The 17,764-nt window shown below is 73.3% G+C and carries 5 protein-coding genes and 1 pseudogene; all 6 read right to left on the reverse strand.

Annotated features, from left to right (window positions below; all coding sequences use genetic code 11):
• Position 1 precedes the first annotated feature (1 nt).
• The 6 genes and pseudogenes from ACFRCG_RS07825 to ACFRCG_RS07850 all read right to left on the reverse strand — a co-directional run bounded on the left by ACFRCG_RS07825 (position 2) and on the right by ACFRCG_RS07850 (position 17,638).
• Complete coding sequence (locus tag ACFRCG_RS07825) at positions 2 to 6,574, reverse strand: type I polyketide synthase (protein ID WP_380029898.1); 6,573 nt, start codon at positions 6,572 to 6,574, stop codon at positions 2 to 4.
• A gap of 9 nt (positions 6,575 to 6,583) precedes the next feature.
• A pseudogene (locus ACFRCG_RS07830) lies at positions 6,584 to 12,148 on the reverse strand (SDR family NAD(P)-dependent oxidoreductase); the annotation flags it as partial.
• 39 nt (positions 12,149 to 12,187) lie between these two features.
• Entirely contained in the window at positions 12,188 to 15,280 is a 3,093-nt protein-coding gene (locus ACFRCG_RS07835) for a type I polyketide synthase (RefSeq protein WP_380029899.1), read from the reverse strand.
• Positions 15,281 to 15,348: 68 nt separating this feature from the next.
• Positions 15,349 to 16,086: a thioesterase II family protein gene (locus tag ACFRCG_RS07840; protein WP_380029900.1), complete on the reverse strand. Its 738-nt coding sequence runs from the start codon at positions 16,084 to 16,086 to the stop codon at positions 15,349 to 15,351.
• Positions 16,083 to 17,330: a cytochrome P450 gene (locus ACFRCG_RS07845; RefSeq protein ID WP_380029901.1), complete on the reverse strand. Its 1,248-nt coding sequence runs from the start codon at positions 17,328 to 17,330 to the stop codon at positions 16,083 to 16,085. The genes ACFRCG_RS07840 and ACFRCG_RS07845 overlap by 4 nt, the downstream gene beginning before the upstream one ends.
• The gene (locus tag ACFRCG_RS07850) at positions 17,327 to 17,638 is read right to left on the reverse strand and encodes a phosphopantetheine-binding protein (protein WP_380029902.1); all 312 of its coding nucleotides are present in this window, start codon (positions 17,636 to 17,638) and stop codon (positions 17,327 to 17,329) included. The genes ACFRCG_RS07845 and ACFRCG_RS07850 overlap by 4 nt, the downstream gene beginning before the upstream one ends.
• Positions 17,639 to 17,764: the final 126 nt, after the last annotated feature.

Raw genomic sequence — 17,764 nt, forward strand, 5'->3', positions numbered from 1 at the left:
GTCACTTGCCCTTCTCGGCCAGAGCCAGGTCGACGAGTGCTTCCAGGTCCAGCGCCGCCAGTTCCTCCGCGCCGGTGTCCGCGTCGGGCGAACCGGCGTCGGGGTGCGACGGCGCGGCGGCGCACGCCAGGATCTGCTCCAGCAGGCCCGCGTCGCGCAGCCGGTCGATCGGGATGCCGCGCAGCACCTCGCGGATCCGCGCGTCGTCGCCCTCGTCCGCACTGGAGCGCTCCGCGGGGCGCAGCAGGTCGAAGACGTGTCGCCCCAGCTCGCGGGGTGTCGGGTAGCTGAAGACGAGGGTGGATGCCAGGCGCAGCCCGGTCGAGGAGGCCAGGCGGTTGCACAGTTCGACCGAGGTGAGCGAGTCGAAGCCGAGGTGGGTGAACGCCTGGTCGGCGTCGATGCCCGTGCCGGCGGGGTGTCCGAGGACGACGGCGACCTGGTCGCGGACCCAGTCGAGCACGGCCACCTCTCCCTCGCTCTCGGACAGCCCGGCCAGGCGGGCGGGCAGGCCGAGGGAGCCGGCTCCGGTTGCGGTGCTCGCGCGGGTGCGGGCGGTGCGGCCGGCGGTGACGAGGTCGCGCAGGAGGAGTGGGATCTCGTCGGCGGCTCGGCTCCGCAGCGCGGTGAGGTCCAGTCGGGCCGGGATCAGGACCGGCTTGTCGATCGTGCACGCGGCGTCGAACAGGCCCAGTGCCTCGGCGCCGGGCATCTCGGCGATGCCGAGGCGGCGGATGCGCCGCAGGTCGACCTCGTCCAGGTTCTCGGTCATCCCGCTGCGCTGTTCCCACCAGCCCCAGCACAGGGATGTGCCGGCCCGGCCGGCCGCCCTGCGCTGGGCCGCGAGGCCGTCCAGGAAGCCGTTGGCGGCGGCGTAGTTGGCCTGGCCGCCGGTGCCGAGCGTGCCGGCGAGCGCGGAGAAGAGCACGAACGCGGACAGGGTGTGTTCGCTGGTCAGTTCGTGCAGGTTGATCGCGCCGCCGGCCTTGGCCCGCAGGGCCCGGTCCAGGCTCTGTGGGGTCTGCGCTTCGAGGGTGGCGTCGGCGAGTACGCCCGCCGCGTGCACGACGGCGGTCAGCGGGTATCCGGGCGGCATCTCGGCGAGCAGGTCCGCCACGGCGCCCCGGTCCGCGACGTCGCAGGCCGCGACCCGGACGAGGGCGCCGGCCGCCTCCAGGTCCGCGACGAGTTCGGCGGCGCCGTCGGCTGCGGGGCCTCGGCGGCTCGCCAACACCAGGCTGCGCACGCCGTGTTCGGCGACGAGGTGGCGGGCCACGAGCGAGCCGATGCCGCCGGTGGCGCCGGTGACCAGGACCGTTCCGCCGCCGAAGCCGCTGCCCATGTCGAAGATGATCTTGCCGATGTGTCGGCCCTGGCTCATCTCGCGAAACGCCCCGCGCGCGTCGCGGATGTTTCGTACGGCGATCGGGTTCAGTCGCACCCGCCCGTCGGCGAACAGGTCCATGACCGCGCGGAACACCTCGTGGATGACATCGGGGCCGGCCTCGTAGAGGTCGAACGCCGCGTAGTCGACGCCCGGTTGCCCGGCCGCCACCCGGTGCGGGTCGCGGATGTCGGTCTTGCCCATCTCGACGAAGCTGCCGCCCTCGGGCAGCAGGCGCAGCGAGGCGTCGACGAAGTCGTGTGCCAGGGAGTTGAGCACGACGTCCACGCCGCGGCCTCCGGAGGAGGCCAGGAAGGTGTCGGCGAACTCCAGGTTCCGCGACGAGGCCAGGTGTGCGTCGTCGAGCCCGAGGGCTCGCAGGGTGGGCCACTTGGCCGGGCTCGCGGTGCCGTAGACCTCGGCGCCGACGTGCTTGGCCAGTTGCACGGCGGCCATCCCGACGCCGCCGGCCGCGGCGTGGATCAGGATTCGTTGGCCCTTTTCGAGATTGGTCACGTGGAACAGGGCGTAGTAGGCGGTGAGGTAGGCGCCCGGTACGGACGCCGCCTCGGTGTAGGTCCACTCGTCGGGGATGGGCATGAGCAGGCGGTGGTCCGCCACCGCGATGCGGCCGAACGCGCCGGAGAAGATGCCCATCACCCGGTCGCCCGGGGCGAGTTCGGTGACGTCGTCGGCCACCTCCAGGACGGTTCCGGCGCCCTCGCCGCCGATTCCGGCGTCCAGGGCGGTGCGCTCCACCAGTCCCAGGGCGATCGTGACGTCGCGGAAGTTGAGGCCCGCGGCCTGCACCGCGACGCGGACCTGACCGCTCGTCAGTGGTGCCTCCACCTCGGGGCAGGGAATCCAGGTCAGGTTCTCCAACGTGCCCTTGTTCGGGATGCCCAGCCGGTACGCGCCGACCGCGGGCGGCTCGATCCGGTTGGCCGCGGGGGCGGCGGCGGTCATGCGCGGCACCAGGTAGGCGTCGCCGCGCAGGGCCAGTTGCTCCTCGTCGAGGGCGAGCGCGGCGGGGATGCGGGGCCATGCGGCGGTCACGTCCTCGACGTCCACCAGCCGGAACCTGCCCGGGTGTTCGGTCTGGGCGGACCGGACCAGGCCCCAGACGGACGCGCCGGGCAGGCTGTCCACCCGCTCCCCGCCGCCGGTGTCCACGGCCAGCCGGGTGAGCACGACCAGCGTTGATTCGGCGAGCGTGTCCTCGGCGAGGAACCGTTGCACGCATTCCAGGACGCGGGTGTCCGTGTCGGCGACGGCGGCGAACAGGTCGGTCTCGGACGCGGCGACGTCGTCCGGGCACAGCACGATGTGTCGCGGCGGCTCTCCCGCGAGGAGTTCGTCGAGGCTCGCGTGGAACACGACATCGCCGTCGACCGGTTCGCCGAGTCGGGCGGGCGAGCCGAGCACGGCCCACCGCCCGGGGGGCGTCGCCGGCTCGACCGGGCGGGCCGGGCGCCAGGCAGTTTCGTACAACGACCGCTCGCCGCGGGCCGCGCGCAGGTGTTCGGCGCTCGCCGGTCGAAACGTCAGCGCTCCGACGTGCGCGACCGGGCGGCCCCGCTCGTCGGCGATCGCCACCGACACGGCACGGTCGCCCGCCACCGGGTCGGCGGCCGGGGAGAGCCGGATCCACACGGCCCGGCCGCACTCCGCGAACCGCTCCACCCCGGACCACGAGAAGGGCATCCAGCCCCGGTCGGCGCCGATCTCGACGACCCCGCCGGCGACCACCGCGTGCAGCGCGGCATCGAACAGCGCCGGATGCAGGGCGAATGCGGCGGCGGCCGAGCCGTCGGCATCCGTCGGCAGTGTGGCGCCGGCGAACAGGTCGTCGCCGTGCCGCCACACCTCGCGCAGCCCGCGGAACACCGGCCCGTAGTCGAAGCCCGCGTCCGTGAAGGAGTCGTACAGGGTGCCGATGTCGATCCGTTCCGCCTCGGCCGGCGGCCACGCGACCGGCGCGCCCGCGTCCTCGGTTCGCGCGCCGCCCGGTGCCAGGCTCCCCGTCGCGTGCCGGGTCCACCCGCCGGCGGCGCGATCCTCGTCGTCGTCGGGGCCGGAGTACACCTCCACCGCGCGACGGCCGATCTCGTCCGCCGCGCCGACCACGACCCGCACGCGTACCTCGCCCGTGTCGGGGACGATCAGGGGTACCTCCAGGGAGAGCTCCCCGATCGTGGTGCATCCGACGAAGTCGCCCACCCACAGGGCCAGATCCAGGTACGCCGTCGCCGGTACCACGACCGCGCCGAACACCGCGTGGTCGGCCAGCCACGCGTGGGTGCGCAGCGACCATCGGTCGGTGAACACCACCTCGTCGGTACCGGGGTGCTCCACCACCGCGCCGAGCAGCGGGTGTTCGGCGGCCGAGAGACCGGCGGAGGTCACGTCGGCGGTGTCGGTCCCGGCCCGGAAGTCCAGCCAGTAGCGCTGCCGTTGGAACGCGTAGGTCGGCAGGTCCACCGGCCTCCGCACGTCGCCGAGCAGGGCCGCCCAGTCGACGGCGCCGCCGCGGACGTGCAGTTGGGCCAGCGAGCCGATCAGGGTGGACACCGGCCCGCGGTTGCGTCGCGACGCCGACAGGGCCACCGCGTCGTGCACGCCGACGGCGGCGAACGCCTCCTTGGCGATGCCGGTGAGGGCCGCTCCCGGGCCCATTTCGTAGAAGACGCTCGCGCCGGCCGCCCGGGCGCTCTCCACCGCGGTGAAGAAACGAACGGGTTCGCGGACGTGCCGCACCCAGTGCGCGACGGACGTCAGTTCCTCCACCGTGCTCTCGCGGCCCGTCCTGGTCGAGACGATCGGGATCGCCATGTGTCCCGCCGGGAGTTCGCCGATCGACGCGGCGAACTCGTCCAGGATCGGATCCATGAGCGGCGAGTGGAACGCGTGGTCGACGTCGAGCAGCTTGGCCGAACTCCCTTCGGCGACCAGCCGATCCCGCAGTTCGACGACCTGCTCACGGGCGCCGGAGACCACCACCGATTCCGGGCCGTTGACGGCCGCGATGCCGAGGTGGTCGTATCCGTCGAGCAGCGCGTCGACGGCGTCCTCCGAGGCGCGCACCGCCAGCATGGCGCCGCGCTCGGTGACCGTCTGCATGAGCCGGCCGCGGGCGGCCACGAGCCTGGTCGCGTCGTCCACGTCCAGGACGCCGGACACGTGCGCGGCGGCGATCTCGCCGACGGAGTGGCCGATCAGGTGGTTCGGTTCCCCGCAGAACCCGGTCAGCAGCCGGTACAGCGCGACCTGGAGCGCGAACAGCGCGGGCTGCGCCACGTCGGTGCGCTGCGCTCGGGCCTCCTCCGGGGCCTCGGCGAGCAGCAGGGCCTTCAGCGCGAAGGGCAGGTGGGTATCGAAGCGCGCGCAGACCTCGTCGAGGCTTCGTGCGAAGACCGGGAAGGTGTCGTACAACTCCCGGGCCACACCGGCCCAGGGAGCGCCCTGTCCGGGGAACATGAAGACGGTGCCGCCGAGTTCGCCGGCGACGCCGCGCACCGATCGCGCGGAATCGGCGCCCTCGCCCAGCGCCGTCAGACCGCTCAGCAACTCGTCCCGGTCCCGGCCCAGCACCACCGCGCTGTGCTCGAACCGCGACCGGCTCGCCACCAACGAGCGGGCGATGTCGACGACATGCGCGTCCGGCTCGGCGGCCGCGAACGCGCGCAAGCGCTCCGCCTGGGCCCGCAGCGCCGGCTCGGAGCGTGCGGAGACCACCCACGGGATCACGTCGACCGGGTGATCCGCGCGCTCCGACGCCGCCTCCTCGGACACGACCTCCTCGGGCGCCTCCTCCAGGATCACGTGCGCGTTCGTACCGCTGGCCCCGAAGGCGGACACAGCCGCCCGCCGGGGGCGTCCCGGGGTGCTCGGCCACGGCCTCGCCTCGGTGAGCAGTTCCACCGCCCCGGCCGACCAGTCCACGTGCGTCGACGGCCGGTCCACGTGCAGCGTTTTGGGCATGATCCCGTGCCGCATCGCCATGATCATCTTGATCATGCCGCCGACGCCCGCCGCCGCCTGCGTGTGGCTGATGTTCGACTTCAACGAGCCCAGCCACAGCGGGTTCTCGGGGTCGCGGTCGCGGCCGTAGGTGGCCAGCAGCGCCTGTGCCTCGATCGGATCGCCCAGCGTGGTACCGGTCCCGTGCGCCTCCATCACGTCCACGTCGCCCGCCTGCACCCGGGCGTTGGCCAACGCCGCCCGGATCACCCGCTGTTGGGCGGGGCCGTTCGGCGCGGTCAGCCCGTTGGACGCGCCGTCCTGGTTGATCGCCGAGCCCCGGATCACCGCCAGGATCCGCCGCCCGTTGCGTCGCGCGTCGGACAACCGCTCCAGCACCAACACACCGACGCCCTCTGCGAATCCGGTGCCGTCGGCGGCGTCCGCGAACGCCTTGCATCGGCCGTCCACGGCCAGGCCGCGCTGGCGCGCCATCTCCCGGAACACCTGCGTGGTCCCCATCACGGTGACGCCCCCGGCCAGGGCCAGCCCGCACTCGCCCTGCCGCAGCGACCGCACCGCCTGGTGCACCGCCACCAGGGACGACGAGCACGCGGTGTCGGTGGATATCGCCGGACCCTCCAGGCCCAACGCGTACGCCACCCGCCCGGACGCCACGCTCAGCAGCGAACCGGTCTGCCCGTAGCCGGAGATGACCTCGGGGGTGGAGAAGTGGTTGCCGTAGCCGAAGTAGGCCAGACCGGCGAACACACCGGTGTCGCTGCCGCGCAGGGTGTGCGGCTCGATGCCGGCCCGTTCCAGCGACTCCCACGCGGACTCCAGCAACAACCGGTGCTGCGGGTCCGCGGCCAGCGCCTCACGCGGGTTGATCCCGAAGAACTCCGCGTCGAAGTCGCCCGCGTCGTACAGGAACCCGCCCGCGCGCGTGTTGCAGGTGTTCGGCCGGTCCGGATCCGGGTCGTAGAGCCGGTCCAGGTCCCAGTGCCGGTCGTCGGGGAAGTCCGACACCGCGTCCCGGCCCGCCCGCACCAGGTCCCACAACGCCTCCGGCGAGGTCACCCCTCCCGGGTAGCGGCAGGCGATGCCCACGACGGCGACGGGCTCGGCGGCGGCCTCGGTCAGCTCGTTCAGACGCCGACGGGTGTCGAGCAGTTCGATCGACGTCCGCTTGAGGTAGTCGAGCACATCGGCGTTGTTGTCGTTTGTCATCGCTCTCCCCTAGCCGAGCTCTTTGTCCAGCAGCGAAAGCAGTTCGCCGGCCGATGCCGCACTGATCCGGTCGGCGATCCCGACCGGCGATCCGTCGCCGGCCAGGGCCCGTACGCGGCCCTGCACTTCGCCGAGCAGCGTGGTGATGGTGGCCTTGTCCGCCGCGGCGAGGTCGCGGAACGCGTCCTCCAGCCGGGCGCCCAATCCCTCGATTTCCCTGGTCAGGCGATCGGTCGGGGACAGCGGGTGGTCGACGGAGTCGGGGTTGATGCCCGCGTACAGGAATCCCGCGAGGGCGGCCGGGTTCGGGTAGTCGAACGCGAGCGTGGCGGAAAGCTTCAGCCCGGTCACCGCCGTCAACCTGTTCCGCAACTCCAGCGCCATGAGCGAGTCGACCCCGAGGTCCTTGAACGCCGAGGCGGGGCCGACCCGCGCGGCGTCGGCGAGGCCGAGCACACTCGCGGTCTGCGTGCGCACGGCGTCGAGCAGCAGCGCCTCCGCGTCGGCCGGGGGCAGCGAGGCGATCCGCCGGGCGAGTTCGATGTCGGCGGCCTCCGGAGCCACCGGGCTCGAAGCACCGGGACCGGCGGGCGTCGCGACCAGCGCGCTCAGGAGCGGCGACAACACCTGCCCCGCACTCGGCGCGCCCGGCGCCGGCAGGCTCAGCCGCACCGGCACCAGCACCGGCTCGTCCCGCGCGATCGCCGCGTCGAACAGCGCCAGTCCCTCGTGCGTGGCCAGCGGCCGCACGCCCTGTCGGCGCAGCCGCGCGATGTCCGACTCGCCGATGTCCGCGCCCGCCTCGGTGCGTTGCGCCCAGTAGCCCCAGCACAGCGAGCCGGCCGCGAGCCCCTCGGCCCGCCGGGCCTCGGCCAGTGCGTTCAAGAACGCGTTCGCCGCCGCGTAGTTGGCCTGCCCCGCCGTACCGAGCACGCCGGCGATCGAGGAGAACAACACGAACGCGGACAGGTCCAGGTGCCTGGTCAGTTCGTGCAGATACCAGGCGCCGCGCACCTTCGGCGCGAGGACCGCGTCCACCCGCTCCTCGGTCAGTGTCTCGACGACCCCGTCGGCCAGCACGGCCGCGCAGTGGATCACCGCCGTCAACGGGTGCTCCGCCGGCACGCCGGCGATCAGCGCCGCGACGGATTCACGGCTCGTGACGTCGCAGGCGACGATCTCGACCTCGGCTCCCGCCTCGATCAACTCCTGCCGCAGTGCGGCGGCGGCCGGAGCCGTCGGCCCCCGCCTGCCGGCCAGCAACAACCGGCGTACCCCGTGCCGCTGCACGAGGTGCCGGGCCAACGTCGCGCCCAGGCCACCGACTCCGCCCGTGATCAGCACCGTCCCCGAGCCCAGGCCGCGGGCCCGGTGCTCGGCGAGGATGCCCGGCACGTGGGCCAGTCGCGGGGTGGTCACCACGCCCGCCCGGATCCTCAGCTGGGTTTCCCCGGTCTCGGCCACCGCCGGGACCCGCGCCCACGAGTCGGGGCGATCGTCGGTGTCCACGAGCAGGAACCGACCCGGGTTCTCGGTCTGCGCGGTGCGCACGAATCCCCAGATCGCGGCCGCGGCGGGGTCGACGCGGTCGGCCGGGCCGTCGGCGAGCGCCTCCCGCGTCACGACGACCAGGCGCGAGTCGGCGAACCGGTCCTCGGCGAGCCAGCGTTGTGTCCACCGCAACATCCGGTGCAGGTTGCGCTCGACCAGGGCCGGGGTGTTGGCGACGCCCGCGTCGGTGCGCTCGACGGTGGTCACCACGATCGGGGGGATCGATCCTTCGGAGGCGGCGAGTTCGTCGAGGTCGGCGAACAGCGCCCCGCGCGCCCCGAGGGACGCGGTGAGTTCGTCGGGCGGCCCCGCCACCGCGAACCGGCCCGTGGCCGCGCCGGACGGGGCCGTGAGCGGGGCCCAGTCCACCCGGAACAGCGAGTCCCGCCGGTCGAAGCCCAGTTCGGTCAGCTCCGCGACGTCCACGGGCCGCGTCGTCAGCGACTCGACTCCGCCGACGGGGGCTCCGTGGCGGTCCGCGATGGCCACGGACCAGCCGCCCTCGCCGGCGGGCGCCAGTCGTGCGCGCAGCACGGTCGGCATGGCGGAGGTCAGCCGGATACCCGTCCAACGATGCGCCAGCCGGCCTGCGTCGCCGTCCCCCTGACCGATCGGCAGCAACGCGGCGTGCAGCAGCGCCGGGTGGATCCGGTACCGGCCCGGGTCCGCATCGTCGTCGCCGGGCAACTCGACGTCGGCGAAAAGGACCTCACCGCTGCGCCAGACCCGCTTCAGGCCGCGGTACAGCGGCCCGTGGTCGAACCCGAGCGCGGCCGATCCGGCGTACGCGTCCTCGACGGGCACCTCGACCGCGCCCGGGGGCGGCCACGCCGCGAGGTCGGGCTCACGCCGGCCGGTTCCGGTGTCGTCTCCGACGACCCCGACGGCGTTGCGTGTCCACTCGGACTCGCCCGCGCCCCTGGAGTGCACGGTGAGCACGCGCTTGCCGTCGATCATCACGCGGATCTCCCGATCGGCCGTGCGGGACAACACCAGCGGTGTCTCCAGGCCGAGTTCGTGGACGACGTCGCAGCCCACCCGGTGCGCCGCCCACGCCGCCAGTTCGACCAGCGCCGTTCCCGGCACCAGTACGGCGCCGTGCACCACGTGGTCGGCGAGCCACGGCCGGCGACGCGGGGACAACCGCCCGCTGCCCACCAGCGCACCGCGTTCGCCGTCGTCGGGCAGGTCGATCACGGCGTCGAGCAGGGGGTGGTCCGAGCTGCTCGCGACGGCGCCCTCCACGGGCATGTCCAACCAGTAGCGCGCCCGTTGGAAGGCGTACGTGGGCAACTCGACCGCCGGCCCGTCGCCGCCCGGGAACGCCTCCTCCCACGACACCGGGACGCCCGCCACGAACGCCTCGGCCATCGACCGGTACAACCGGGCCGGCCCGCCGTCGCCGCGGCGCAGCGAGCCCACCACCACCCCGCCGGCGCCGGGTGTGTGGTCGAGCATGTCGCGGATGTTGATCGTGAGCAGCGGGTGCGGGCTCATCTCGATGAACGTGCCGTGCTCGGTGTCGAGGAGGCTGCGCATGGCGGCCTCGAACTGCACCGGTTCGCGCATGTTGCGGAACCAGTAGGCGCCGTCCAGTCCCGCCGTGTCGAGCGGCCCGCCGGTGACCGTCGAGTGGAAGGCCACCGGCGAGGACACGGAGGTGACCCGGCCCAGGAGGTCGCGCAGCGGCCCCTCGAACCGGTCCACCAGGGGCGAGTGCCCGGGCACGCTCGCCGGGATCCACCGGGCGCGGGCACCCTCGGCCTCACACAGCGCGACCACCTCCCGGACCGCCGTGGCCTCGCCCGCGACGGTGGTCGAGTAGGGGCCGTTGATGCCGGCGATCACCACTCCGGGGCCGACCCGCTCCAACATCTCCCGAACCCGCTGTTCGGGCAGCACGATCCCGGCCATGCCGCCGTCCTGGTCGGCGGTGGCCAGCAGTCGCGAGCGCAGGGCCACGATCCTGGCCGCCTCGTGCAGGGTCAGCGCGCCGGCCGCGCAGGCGGCGGCGATCTCGCCCTGGGAGTGCCCGATCACCGCGTCGGGGGTCACCCCGAAGGAGCGCCACACCCGCGCCAGCGACACCATCATCGCGAACAGCACCGGTTGCACGACCTCGATGCGCTCCAGGTCCGCGCCCTCCGGCTCACCGCGCACGGTGTCGATCAGCGACCAGGGCACCCACGGCGCGAGAGCCTGGGCGCACTCGTTCATGGACTCGGCGAAGACCGGTGACGCGTCGAGGAGTTCGCGGCCCATGCCGACCCACTGCGAGCCCTGGCCGGGGAAGACGAACACCGTCTTGCCGAGGGGTTCGACGGTGCCGGAGACCACCCCGGGCGGATTCCTGGTCGTGCCGACGTCGGTGCCCAGGCGGGCGAGCAGTTCGTCGTGGTCGGCGCCGATCACCACCCGACGGTGCTCGAACAACGATCGTGTCGTCACCAGCGCACGACCCACGCCCACGAGCGGCAGATCGGGGTCGGCGGCCAGGCGGTCCCGCAGCCGCAGCGTCTGCTCCCGCAGTGCCTCGGCCGAGCGCGCCGACACCACCCACGGCACCGCGCCGGGACGCGGTTCCGGCCCCGGCGCGGTCGCCGGCTCCGCCGCCTCCGGTGCCTCGGTCTCCTCGGGTGCCTCTTCCAGCACGACGTGCGCGTTCGTACCGCTGATCCCGAAGGACGACACGCCGGCGCGCCGGGGCCGTCCGGGCCTGGCCGGCCATTCCCGGGCCTCGGTCAGCAGTTCCACCGCACCCGACGACCAGTCGACGTGCGGGGTCGGCCGGTCCACGTGCAGCGTCCTGGGCAACACCTCGTGGCGCATCGCCATGATCATCTTGATCATGCCGCCGACGCCCGCCGCGGCCTGCGTGTGGCCGATGTTCGACTTGAGCGAGCCCAGCCACAGCGGGCCGGCGGCGTCGCGGCCCTGTCCGTAGGTGGCGAGCAGCGCCTCCGCCTCGATGGGGTCGCCCAACCGGGTGCCGGTTCCGTGCGCCTCCACCGCGTCCACGTCGGCGGGCGAGAGCCCGGCATCGGCCACGGCGGCGCGGATGACCCGCCGCTGTGCCAGCTCGTTCGGCGCGGTCAGCCCGTTGGAGGCCCCGTCCTGGTTGATCGCCGAGCCCCGGATCACCGCCAGGACGCGCCGGCCGTTGCGCCGCGCGTCCACCAGCCGCTCCAGGACGAGCACGCCCGCGCCCTCGCCCCAGCCGGTGCCGTCGGCCGCCTCGGCGAAGGACTTGCACCGCCCGTCGGCGGCCAGGCCACGCTGCCGGGCGGCCTCCACCAGCATCCCGGGGCTCGCCAGCGCCGACACCCCGCCGGCCAGTGCCAATGTGCACTCCCCCGCGCGCAGGGACCGCACGGCCTGGTGCACGGCGACCAGCGACGCCGAGCACGCGGTGTCGATCGAGATCGCCGGTCCCTCCAGGCCCAGTACGTACGCCACCCGGCCCGAGGCCACGCTGGTGTACGTCCCGGCCATCGAGTGGCCCTCCACCTCGGCGGCGGCCCCGCCGCCCATCCGCGGGCCGTAGTCGACCGCGTAGATCCCGGTGAACACCCCGGTCGCCGAACCGCGCAGGCCCGCCGGGTCGATCCCGGCCCGCTCCAGCGCCTCCCACGACGTCTCCAGGATCACCCGCTGCTGCGGATCCATCGCCAGCGCCTCGCGGGGGCTGATCCCGAAGAACGCCGCGTCGAACTCGGCGAGATCGGGGAGGAATCCGCCCGAGCGGGTGTACGTCCTGCCCTGCGCCGCGGGGTCCGGGTCGTACAGTGCCTCCAGGTCCCAGCCGCGATCCGTCGGGAAGTCGCCCACCGCGTCGACCCCGCCGGAGACCACGTCCCACAACCCTTCGGGGGTGTTCGCCCCGCCCGGGTAGCGACACCCCATGCCCACCACCGCGATCGGCTCGCGAGCGGACTCCTCCAACGCGCGCACCCGCTCGCGCAACTCCTGCGCGTCGCCGACGGCACGGCGCAGGTAGGACCGGAGCTTGTCGACTTCCTCCACGGGAACTCCCCCAACGGTTACTCGGACGAACGGGTGGCGCTACACGTACCCGCGGTCGATCAATGCGTACAATTCGTCGTCGCTGCGGCTCGCCGAAGGTGTCTCCGGCACCGGGGGCGGGGCCGCCGCCGAGGTCGGCGCCGGCATCGATTCCGGCGCCGTTTCCGGGACTTCGGGGACCGTCGGTCCGAGCAGGGTGAGGATGTGCCGGGCGAGCGCCTGCGGGGTCGGGTAGGTGAACGCGACCGTGGCGGGCAGTCGTACCCCGGCCGCCGTCGTGAGCCGGTTGCGCAGCCGTACCGCCATCGAGGACTCGAAGCCCAGGGCCTTGAAGGTCTCGGTCGACCTCGCGGCGAGTTCGGCGCCGGTGACGGGCGCGTCGGGCGTGCTCAGCAGCGCGGCCGTCTCGGTGCACACGAGTTTGCGTACCGCCGATTCCGAATCAAGCTTCTCCGTACGAGAGTTCGCGGCCACTGGGGTGGTGTCGACGGGTGGTGTCAGCCAGTACCGCCGACGCTGGAACGGGTAGGTCGGCAGGCCGATCCGGCGCGGCCGGGCCGCGGTGAAGCAGGCCGTCCAGTCCACCGGCACGCCGCGCACGTACAGTTCGGCCGACGCCGCCAACACCCGGCCCATGCTCCCGTCGTCCCGGTGCAGGGTGCCCGACAACACCGGCGAGGCGGCCAGCGCGTCGGCGGTCTCCGCCATCGCCACCGCGAGTACCGGATGCGGGCTGACCTCGACGAACACGCTGCCTCGCACGCGCATCAGGTCTTCGATCACCTCGCCGAATCGCACCTTCGAGCGCAGGTTGTCGTACCAGTACGCGCCGTCGAGCCCGCGGGTGTCGAGCGGGCCGCCGGTGACCGTGGAGTGGAACGCCGCGGCCGACGCCCTGGGCGTGATGCCCTGCGCGGCGGCGAGCACCCGGTCCCGGATCCGTTCGACCTGGTGCGAGTGCGACGCGTATTCGATCCTGACCCGGCGTACCCGGACACCGTCGCCGGCCGCCATCGCGGCGAACTCCGCCAGTGCCTCCAGGTCGCCGGAGATCACCACCGACCCCGGCCCGTTGACCGCGCCCACGCACAACCGCCCGGCCCACGGCCGCAACCGCTGCTCGACCCAGTCCAGGGGCGCGAACACCGCGTTCAACCCACCCAGTCCGGCCAGTTCGGTCAGTGCCGTGCTGCGCAGCGCGACCACGCGCGCCGCGTCGTCGAGGGAGAGCGCGCCCGACGCGCAGGCTGCGGCGATCTCCCCCTGGGAGTGCCCCACCACCACGTCGGGGACCACGCCCAGCGAGTGCCAGACCCGGGCCAGGGACACCATCATCGCGAACAGCGCGGGCTGCACCACGTCGTCGCCGCGCTCCAGCAGCGCCGCCGAGTCCGTCCCCGTGACCACGTCCGGCAACGACCAGTCCAGCCACGGTTCCAGGGCCCGCGCGCACTCGTCGATCGAGCGGGCGAAGACCTCCGACTCCGCGTACAACCGCCTGCCCATGCCCGCCCACTGCGACCCCTGGCCGGGGAAGACGAAGACGATCGGGCCGGGCGGGTTCGCCGCGACCCCGCGCAGCACACGGGCCGAATCGCCGCCCGTCGCAAGGAGGTCGAGCCCGTTCAGGGCCTCCTCGCGGCCGGCGCCCAGGACCACCGCCCGGTGGGCGAAGGACGCTCGGGTCGAGACCAGCGAGTGGCCCACATCGGCCGCCGACGGCGTCGCGTCCGCACACAGCCGGTCCCGCAGCCGTGCCGCCTGCTCCCGCAGGGCGGTCTCGGTGCGCGCCGACAACACCCAGGGCACCGTCCCCGCGTCGACGACCCCGGGGCGCCCCGGCTCCTCCGGTGCCTGTTCGAGGATCACGTGCGCGTTCGTCCCGCCCAGGCCGAACGCCGACACCCCCGCCCGTCGCGGCCGGTCGGCCGGGCTCGGCCAGGGCCGGGCGGCGCTCGGGACGTCGAAGTGCTCGTGGAAGTTCGGGATGGCGGGGTTGGGCGTCCGGAAGTTCGGGTGCGGCACCAACCGCGCACGGTCCAGGCACAGTGCGGCCTTGACGAAACCGACGATGCCGGCGGCCGGCTCCAGGTGCCCGACGTTGGCCTTGGCCGAGCCGATCACCAGGGGGCGATCCCGCCCGGTCGCCCGGAACACCTCGCGCAGCCCGGCCGCCTCCGCCGGATCGCCGACTCGGGTTCCGGTGCCGTGCGCCTCGACGTAGTCGACGGTGTCGAACGGCACGCCCGACCGCTCCAGCGCGGTGCGGATCGCCGCCGCCTGCCCGGCCGGGCTGGGATCGGGCATCCGGCTGGTCGCGCCGCCGCTGCCCACCCCCCAGCCGCGCACCACCGCGTAGATGTGATCGCCGTCGGCGACGGCCGAGTCGAGCCGCTTGAGCAGGACGAACGCCCCGCCCTCGCCTCGGACGAAGCCGCCGGCGCGTTCGTCGAAGGGGAAGCAGCGGCCCTCGAGCGACAACGCGCCCAGGTTCGCCAGGCCCAGGCCCGCCTCCGGGTCGGCGATCAGGTGTACGCCGCCCGCGAGCGCCAGGTCGACCGCGCCGGCGCGGATCCGGTCGCACGCGAGGGCCAACGACACGAGGGAGGAGGACTGGCCCGAGTCCGCGCACAGGCTCATCCCGCGCACGTCGAACAGGGTCGAGATCCGGTTCGCGATCCACGCGCCGCCGAAGCCGAGCGCGGCGTAGTGGTCGTCCCGGTCGCCGCCGGACAGCTTGCGCAGCACCTCGTAGCCGGAGGGCGCGCTGCCGACCACGACGTCGATCTCCCGGCCGGCGAGCGCGGTCGCCGGCATCCGGGCGTCCTCGACGGCCTCCCAGGCCAGTTCCAGGCCGAGCCGCTGCACGGGGTCCATCGCGGTGGCCTCCGCCGCGTCCACGCCGAAGAACTCCGCGTCGAACCCGTCGATGGCGTCGAGGAAGGAACCCGCGTCGACCGTGGCGGCGTCCGGATGGGTCGAGCGCCGCACGTCGGCGGCGCGCCGCTCGGGGAAGGTCCCGATGGTGGACCCGCCCTCGACCAGCAGGCGCCAGAACCCGTCCGGACCGCGCACACCGGGGAAGCGGCACGACATCCCGACGACGGCAATATCGGTGGCTGCGCCACTCATACGAATTCCTTCCGATTCCCTCGCCGGCCGGCGCTCGCGGGCCGCCCCGCCGTCACCGCCGTCTGCCGTCACCGCCGGGCGGTCAGCAGCTTCAGCAGCTCGTCCGGCGCGTTCATGAAGTCGTGGTGGCCGCCCTCGACGACCCGGATCTCGACCGAATCCGCGTACCGACGCCATCCCTCCAGCTGGTCCGGGGTCACGTCGGGGTCGTCGCGCCAGTGCAGCACGACGATCGGACAGCCCAGCCGAACCGGTTCGACCCTGCGATAGGCACGCGCGGCGGCGAGGTCCTCCAGCAGCACGCTCATCCCCACCTCGACCATGTCCGGCCGCGGCTCGATGCCCCGCCCGCGTACCACCGACACCAATTCGGCGCGCAGCTCGGCCTCGGTCATGGTGAGCATGCGATCGCTCGCGGCGTCGTGCGGCGCGGGCTGGCCGGACACGAACAGGCAGTGCGGCCCCGGCAGATCCAGTTCGGCGAGCCGAACCACCGTCTCGAACGCGGGCAGCGCGCCCGCGCAGTGCCCGAAGAACGCGAACGGCCGGTCCAGGCGTGCCGCCAGCGGTTCCACCAGGGCGGCGGCCAGATCCTCGTAGCTGCCGTAGTGCGGTTCGGCCAGCCGGCTCTCCCGGCCGGGGAACTGCACGGGGCAGACCTCGACGTCGTCGATCGCGGCCGGCCAGGCGCTGAACGCGGAGGCGCCGGAGCCGGAGTAGGGGAAGCAGAACAGCCGGGCCGGGTGGTCGCCGGCCGGAGGCCGGACGAACCACGGCGACGTGGCGGGGGCGCTGCCGGATGTCATGGCGTCGTTCGTTTCTGGGCGACGATGGGGAGGTGGGTCATCCCGGCGATGAAGTACGACCGCAGGTGTTGCGGCTCGCCGTCGAGTTCGATCGAGCCGAAGCGGCCGAGCAGTTCCTCGAAGAAGATGCGCAGCGTCTGCCGGGCCAGCGGACCGCCGATGCAGTAGTGCGGCCCGAATCCGAACGCGACGTGGCGGTTCTCGCGCCGGGTGACGTCGAATTGGTGCGGGTCGGTGAACTGGGACTCGTCCCGGTTGGCCGAACCGATCCACGCGACGACCGCGCCGCGGGCGGGGATCGTACCGCCGCCGATCTCGGTGTCGTCGACCGCGTAGCGCATGAAGTTGCACGCGGCCGAGGTCCAGCGCAGTCCCTCCTCGACCAGGGACGGCACGAGCGAGGGGTCGGCCTGGACCTTGGCGAACTGCTCCGGCCGCTCGATCAGCGCGTGCACCGTACCCGAAACGGTATGCGGCGTGGTCACGTTGGCGCCGAGCAGGATGCTGTAGCCGTCGAGCGCGATCTCCTCGTCGGTCAGCGGCGCGTCGCCCGCCCGCACGGTCGTCAGGTGGTCGAGCAGGCTGCCGTCCTCGCCTCCGGCGGCCCGCCGTCGTTTGACCCATTCGGTGACATAGGTGACGAGTTCGTGATGGGAGATGGCCAGCGTCGCGGCCTCGCTGCCGTGCTTGAAGTGCGGGTCCGAGGGCGCGGTGACCATCGCGGTCAGCTGTACCAGCTCGTCCCAGTCCCGCTCGGGGATCCCGAGCAGCGGGCCCGCGACGATCATCGGAAGCCGGTGCGCCTTCTCGGCGAGGTCGAACGTGCCTCCGTCGAGGGCCGGTTCGAGGAAGCGCACGATCGCCTCCCGGATCCGGTCCTGCCACGAGGCCACCGCCCGCGCGGTGAGCCGCGCGCCGATCGCCCGGCGAACCTGGGTGTGCCGCGGCGGGTCGGTGGAGGTCATCAGCTTGCCCGCCGCGACGTCGTCCTCGCCGAGGTGGGTGACCACCGTGCCGCGTTCCGAGGTGAACCTGCGGTGGTCGCCGAGCACGCTGCACACGTCGTCGTAGCGGGTCACGGACCAGAACTCACGGCCGTCCGGAAGGACTTGATGGTGCAGCGGGGCTTTTGCCCGCATCACGTCCCAGATCGGGTGCGGATCGCCCGAGGTGTACAGGTCCAGGTCGAACAGGTCGACACGGTCGAGGTCGATCTCGCGTGCGGCTCCCGGCGTCAACCTCACGTTCGCGCCCTTTCCTGTTCGATCAGCTCGGCGACCCGGGCCGGGGTCTGGGCCAGGTAGAACCCGCGCACGGACAGGGCGACGCCGTAGTCCTGGGCCACCCGATCGATGATCTTGATCCCGATCAGCGAATTGCCGCCGATCGCGAAGAAATCGTCGTCCGCCCCGACCTCGCGGCCCCCGAGGAATTCCCCCCACAGCGCCGCGATTTCCGGTACGAGGGCCGTCGGCGCACCCGTCGGCGCCGCACGCCCCTCCGATGTCTCGTCCTGTCCGCCTCGTTCGTGGATACGCGGCAGCGATTCCATGGCCGGCCTCTCCTTCCTTCGCCGAACGGATCGGGAATGCGCCGGCGAACCGGCATGACAACGCCATCCGCAGGCGTTGCGCCCGCTGTTCGACGATTGGTTCGTGCCGGCGGCTCCGGGACCCCG

Origin of the sequence: Embleya sp. NPDC056575, assembly GCF_042793325.1 — a bacterium.
Classification (GTDB): Bacteria; Actinomycetota; Actinomycetes; order Streptomycetales; family Streptomycetaceae; genus Embleya.

Bases quoted from the DNA above. Each gene is read 5' to 3' on its own strand.
- ACFRCG_RS07825 (WP_380029898.1), bottom strand. From the start codon at position 6,574: ATGACAAACGACAACAACGCCGATGTGCTCGACTACCTCAAGCGGACG.
- ACFRCG_RS07835 (WP_380029899.1), bottom strand. From the start codon at position 15,280: ATGAGTGGCGCAGCCACCGATATTGCCGTCGTCGGGATGTCGTGCCGC.
- ACFRCG_RS07840 (WP_380029900.1), bottom strand. From the start codon at position 16,086: ATGACATCCGGCAGCGCCCCCGCCACGTCGCCGTGGTTCGTCCGGCCT.
- ACFRCG_RS07850 (WP_380029902.1), bottom strand. From the start codon at position 17,638: ATGGAATCGCTGCCGCGTATCCACGAACGAGGCGGACAGGACGAGACA.